The sequence below is a fragment of the Oleiphilus sp. HI0125 genome (assembly GCF_001635355.1).
This window is the reverse complement of the sequence record NZ_LWGF01000619.1, coordinates 1-6024: the sequence shown is the minus strand read 5'-3', so window position 1 is coordinate 6024 and position 6024 is coordinate 1. Positions and strand designations below refer to the sequence as shown.

The 6024-nt window shown below is 45.6% G+C and carries 3 protein-coding genes; 1 reads left to right on the top strand and 2 read right to left on the bottom strand.

Annotated elements, in window-relative coordinates:
• Nucleotides 1–338 precede the first annotated feature (338 nt).
• On the top strand, nucleotides 339–2555 hold the full coding sequence (locus A3762_RS07980) for a patatin-like phospholipase family protein (RefSeq protein WP_068480193.1): 2217 nt from the start codon (nucleotides 339–341) through the stop codon (nucleotides 2553–2555).
• A gap of 84 nt (nucleotides 2556–2639) precedes the next feature.
• Here A3762_RS07980 and A3762_RS07975 read toward each other — a convergent pair whose 3' ends face one another.
• Both A3762_RS07975 and A3762_RS07970 read right to left on the bottom strand, forming a co-directional pair.
• A complete protein-coding gene (locus A3762_RS07975) occupies nucleotides 2640–3137 on the bottom strand; it encodes a hypothetical protein (protein WP_068480190.1) in 498 nt (165 codons plus the stop codon).
• A 48-nt stretch (nucleotides 3138–3185) separates the two neighbouring features.
• On the bottom strand, nucleotides 3186–6024 hold a 2839-nt coding region (locus tag A3762_RS07970; protein WP_156493336.1), incomplete at its 5' end, for a tandem-95 repeat protein.

The following is a 6024-nucleotide window of genomic DNA, read 5'->3' as shown; positions in this document are numbered from 1 at the left end:
AAAATGATTCCGTCGCACTAAAGCCAATTTTTTGTAACTAAAGACACCATTCTGGTTAATGAGGTCTAGAAAAGAAAACAGCTACTAAGCCCCACAGAATTGGTTATTTTGCGTTCAACTCAAGATTTTTTTGAAACAGGATGTAACGATCCTCTAATACAACTAGAAAACTTAGCTAAAACAACCTTCCTTAATTACTATTACTTTTACCCGGGAAGGTTAACTTTTACTCACCGCTTACATATAAAAACACGCTTGCCATAGTCAAAAAGGCTAGTCATAGTTAATGCATTGCTGTTCAACCATACCTGCACCAACAAAGATAAAAACAACTTATAATGAAACGCTTTTTATTAAGTTTTTTAGCGCTATGTTTCACAACTCATACTGCTGCACAAGAGGCACCCAACGAAACGAGTTGTCCCAAAGATTTACAACGCCCTTGTATTGGGTTGGTTCTAGGCGGCGGTGGGGCGAAAGGAGCTGCTCATGTTGGTGTTCTGAAGGCTATTGAAGAAGCTAAGATTCCTGTCGATGTTATTGCAGGGACTAGCGTTGGATCCTTTGTCGCTGGTCTTTATGCCACCGGTAAATCTGCTAAAGATATTGAATCTAAGTTTCTAAGCGCTGATTGGAATAGAGGGTATCAAGATAGTCTTCCTCGGTCACGCATTCCCAATCGACGTAAACGTCATAATGACTTATTTCCAATTCAACTCGACATCGGACTAGACAGCTCAGGCATCAAACTCCCTAAGGGTATTATACAAGGACAGGGAATGCGCTCGCTCGTTCATGAGATGTTGGGCAGTTATTCAAAATTTGATAGCTTCGATAGTCTCGCAATTCCTTATCGAGCCGTTGCAGCGGATCTGGAAACTGGTGAACAAGTCATTCTTTCAAGGGGTGATTTAGCGCAAGCAATGCAAGCATCGATGTCTATACCTGGGGTACTCAGACCGACTGAAATCGACGGTCGCATTTTAGTTGACGGCGGCATCGCGAATAACTTGCCAGTCAGTGTTGCAAGACAAATGGGCGCAGATATCGTTATTGCGGTAGATATCGGAGCACCAATTCTTAAACGCGAAGAAATCGACTCTAGCGTTGCTGTGCTTGGACAAATGTCGAACTTCTTAATGATGTCAAACCAAGCTGAGGCACGATCAACACTCACAGAGCGAGACATCCTTATTCGTCCTGATCTGGGGAATATGGGTGTACTTGATTTTGACGCTATGAGTGATGCACTAGAAGAAGGTTATCAACTCGCCACAGAGGTCTTTTCGAAGCGCTCAGACATTCAGTTATTGCGCGATTCAATAGCAAGAAAAACACAAGAAGAAAAAGATCAAATTCACCAGATACGCTTAATTAATAATACTCGCCTAGCTAATAAGTACTTACTTGAAAGGATGCAACTGGATGGGCCTCCACCTTTCACACGAGAACAAATAAACAAAGGCATTGAGCGGCTTCTAGGACAAGGTACGATCGCTCTGATTACTAGCTCAATCGAGATTGTTAATGATGAAGAACAACTCATTTTAACTGTGAACGAAAAAGAATGGGGACCAGGATACCTGGATTTTCAATTCAACTTCGAGGACAACTTTCGTTCTTTCAGTTTATTCGAAATTGGCACTGCGTGGCGCTATACCAACTTGAACCCATATGGAGCGGAATGGACAAATGCCGTTGAATTCGGTACCGAGAAACGGCTTACGAGCGACATCTATTGGCCCTTAAATACCAGTGGATACTTCATTCAAGCGCGAACTGAAATTGCACGAGAAATTTCAACCTACTCTGATAACAATCAAAATTTAGGAGAGCTTACTCGCTCCTATCAAAACACAAAGGCTGGCATTGGCTACGAATTTAGCGACAATTTTGACCTCCTACTTGGCCTGGAATTTGAAAACGGCCGCGTTAAAGTGCCTGATCCCTTACAACAAATAATTGGTGCTTCCTCGGTAAGATATGACAGCGGAGCCGCATTCATAAAAACTGAATACGACAACCAAAATAATCCCAACTTTACCCGAAACGGCTGGAAGGTTAGTGCTACAGGCAAACGCAGTGAATCAAACGCCTTAGGTTTTAAAGAATACGTAGATCAAGTCGAAATACAGATTCAAACGGCTTTTTCATTTGGCTACCACAGTATCAAACCAACCATCAAAGCCGGCAGTACCTATGTGAATCAGGGCAATCTGCAGTTCAGTGGTTTTGAGTTAGGCGGTTTCTTGAATTTATCGGGCAATGACCGAGATTTTATTGCTGGACCGCACATGCGCTTTGCCCGATTAGTTTATAGCTATGAACTTGCCGCCAATAGTGTAGGTGGAACCAAACTTCCTCTGTACCTTGGTGCGTCTTACGAAGCGGGTAATGTTTGGGACAATCAATCCGACATAAGCACCAAAGACCTTATCTCTAGTGGCGCAGTGTTTTTGGGTTGGGACAGTCCCATTGGGCCCGCGTTCTTGGGCTATGGCATCTCAGAAAACAGTCAAGAGAGCCTATATGTATCTCTTGGCAAAGGGCTGTAAGTGACTTAGAAAGACTGGGAGCAGAGTGAATATACTCTGACCTCAATATTTAGTCTTCAATAGCTAATCACCACCTACACCGTCTCACCACCTACACCGTCTCACCACCTGCAAACACATATCAGCGAACTGATGCACGCCATCTTCATGAAACTCCAGCTTCAAACCACTCGACACGCCGTCACTTAAAACCAACGCAACACGGTTATTTTCGAGCAAATCTAACCGAATGCTGCGCGCATAAGGATATTTCTGAGCCTCGGAAACATGCTCAGAGTGACGTTCAACACTCGTCTCGCTGCTCTCTAAGTGCGCTTGACGGTATTCGTCGAGTGTTTTTTGTTCGACGGATTGTTCAGACCTAGCGTTTCCATCTCGATTCGTCGTTTCAGAAGTCTGAGTTTCTGACACCTTTTGGAGTATCTTCTCCGTTTCATAGTGCGCGGCCACTGCTGAGTTGAGAGATTGAATCAGCCGCAAGATCGTCCTGCGGCTTAACCACCAAGAAGGGTAACGCACTTCTTGGTGGCTGAGAAACAATACGCGATCTTCGACCGAGTCATAGGTCAATTGCAAAGCCATATCTGCTCCCTTAGGCGATGTTCACCAAGATGAAAGCGCATCAATGATCTAGCCAATACCGCCTAAATCAGACATGTCATCGTTACTGCCATTGTTATCATTCGCGTTGTCGAAGCTTGAACTGTCATCCATTACATCAACACCTGCATTAGTGTTGTCGGCATTCGTCCAATCACCTCCACCCTGATCATCGCTACCAGCATTAACATTAGCGCCATCTGCAGAGCTACCTTGCGCTGCATAAGCATCATCCACTTCGACACTAATGATTTCACTCGCACCGTCGACAGTTTGGTCTAAGGCGTCATAACCTATGACATTGATCGACACATCGCCTTCGAAACCATCACCCAATGAAACTTGTATCGGTTGACTCAAATCGCCACTGATCACGTAGTTACCATCATTATCTTCAAGGCCATTGCTGATGGTTGCGCCATCCGGAAGATCACTCGCAATCACATGATCCACGCTATCATCCTCACTAATTGAACTTGGCATCGCAATGTTCAAACTACCACCAGGAGAAACCGTATAATCTGCTGCCTCACCGTCGACTTGGCCATCCTCAGCAGGCGACACATTTGCGCTAATTGATGCTTGGATTGTTTCTGTGCCATCACTCACATCGTAGGTAATGCCAGCCGTTCCTTGGAAGTCACCATCAGCTACAATGCTATAGGAGTCATCACCATTATCGGTCACCGTTGCATTGTCAGACTGGAAGTTACTGACTGATAGGGTATCGCCATCAACATCAGTAACATTGGCAAGCAACTCGTCGAGTGTCAGCGTGGTCGTGCCGTTCATATTCATCTCTACATACAATGGAGTACTTTCAGTCGGCACATCATTTTCTGGCGTCACTGTAAGAAGCACTGTTGCAGGCGTGCTATATGTGCCATCGTTCACCATGTAGGTCAGCTCCATATTACCGCCAAAGTCAGAATCAGGCCATACTGTCCATGAGCCATCACCATTGTTGATCACCGTGCCACTATCCGGCTGCACACCTAAGCCTTCAACAGTCATAGTATCGCCATCAGCATCCGTCGCACCCACAGCAGTTAGCAACTCTGACTCTGTGAATGTAATCGATCCATCCTCGGCGACTGTATAATTTGATGCCTGATCTACAGCAACAACTTCTGGCGCAGCGTTGATGACATTCACATTCACGAAACTCGTCACGCTATTTAAATCGTCACTCGCCACGAAGCTAATCTGTGCTTCGCTAGAGAAATCTGGATCTGGCGTATAGGTATATGTGCCATCGCTCGATTGTCTAAGTACACCGACACCATCGGTAATTTGCACACCAGTAATTGACAGGTCATTACCATCGACACCGTTAATCTGAGCAAGTAAATCCGCATCAGTAAATTCAACCGAGTTGCCTTTGTCGATATCTGTCGTTGCAATACCCTCGATTTCGAGCCCATTGTCCGCACCAGGTACAGCAGGTTGAACACCAATACTGCTCTGTTCATCGAACAACTCACCATCACGTTGGATCACATAAGCAAAGTCCACTTCGCCGGTAAATCCATCCGCTGGTGAGAAGGTCCATGTGCCATCACCATTATCAACAAGCTCGCCTTGCGAGTTATTAATTAAGTGTACAAATCCAGGTTCATCGCCATCTTGCACTTGTGTGTTCTCAGCCATATCTAAAAGATCAAGCTCAGTAATGATCAGATCTTGACCTTCTGTGGCATCGAAGTCTCCCGTAATATCGCTGCTATCAGGCAAGGCATTCGAGTTTTCATCACCATAATCAACGGTAGTGGCTGTCAAAGTTACTTCGAAGGTACCGTGCCAGTTTTCAGGTGGGTCGATCGAGATATTCGAGATATCCCAATCATTAATCAAGATCAGCTGTCCTTCTTCGGTGATCGTCACCGAATGTTCACCATCACTAATCGTGAAGCCCAATGGGTAACCCGTCATCACCAAGCTTGTGAGTGATTCCGAGGCATCGAGTAAATCGACACTCAAGCTCAAGAAGCCGGTCTCATCCTCGTTCATCACAATCGGGCCATCTTGACTCTTAGTAATAACCGCACCGTCAGCGACAGGACGCACGTAGACAGGCATATCCATCGCCGTTTCGACCGTACCGTCACTCACAATCACTTGCAGCTGAGTAGTACCGGCAAAGTCATCTTCAGGCGTGAAGGTGAAGGTACCATCACCATTAGCCACCACTTGGCCTTCTGCTTCGTCGCCATCGGCGATGATGACATTGGAAATGGTCAGATTGTCTCCATCCACGTCCCCAAAAAGATTCAGCAAGTCATCGGCATTGAAGGTAATTTGACCATCCTCCATCACCGTTGCGTGCGAATTCCCATCCACAAAGGCCGCATCATTCACTGGTATGACGTTGACTTCCATGCTGCCAGCGGTGTCTACGGTGCCATCATTAATTAAATAATCTAAGGCAACCGCACCCGCAAAGTTCGCTGCGGGACTAAAGCTATATACGCCTGTTTGCGTATTCTGCGTGAGCGTTCCATGGTTCGGGTCACGCAATGTAAGGGAGGCAAGGCTTAAGTCATCGCCATCTACATCGGAAGCAAAGCCAAGAATATAATCAGGATCAATTTCTATTGAGTTGTCTTCATTAGTAGTCAATGTTCCTACGTTGCCTGCTTGAGGTGCATCGTTCACAGGAACAACTACGATATTCGCTTGGGCCGTATCACTCGCACCCTCAGCATCTAACACAACCACATCGAGGACAATGTCACCATTGAAATTCTCATTCGGAATAAAACTAAAGGAGCCATCATCATTCGCACTCAGCGTTCCATCTGATCCTGAGTAGCTAACACCTTGCAGACTCACATCACCTTCAACGTCACTTGAATTCGCCAAAAGCTGT

Excerpts from the sequence above, each read along its gene's own strand:
- A3762_RS07980 (WP_068480193.1), top strand. The coding sequence starts at position 339 with ATGAAACGCTTTTTATTAAGTTTTTTAGCGCTATGTTTCACAACTCAT.
- A3762_RS07975 (WP_068480190.1), bottom strand. The coding sequence starts at position 3,137 with ATGGCTTTGCAATTGACCTATGACTCGGTCGAAGATCGCGTATTGTTT.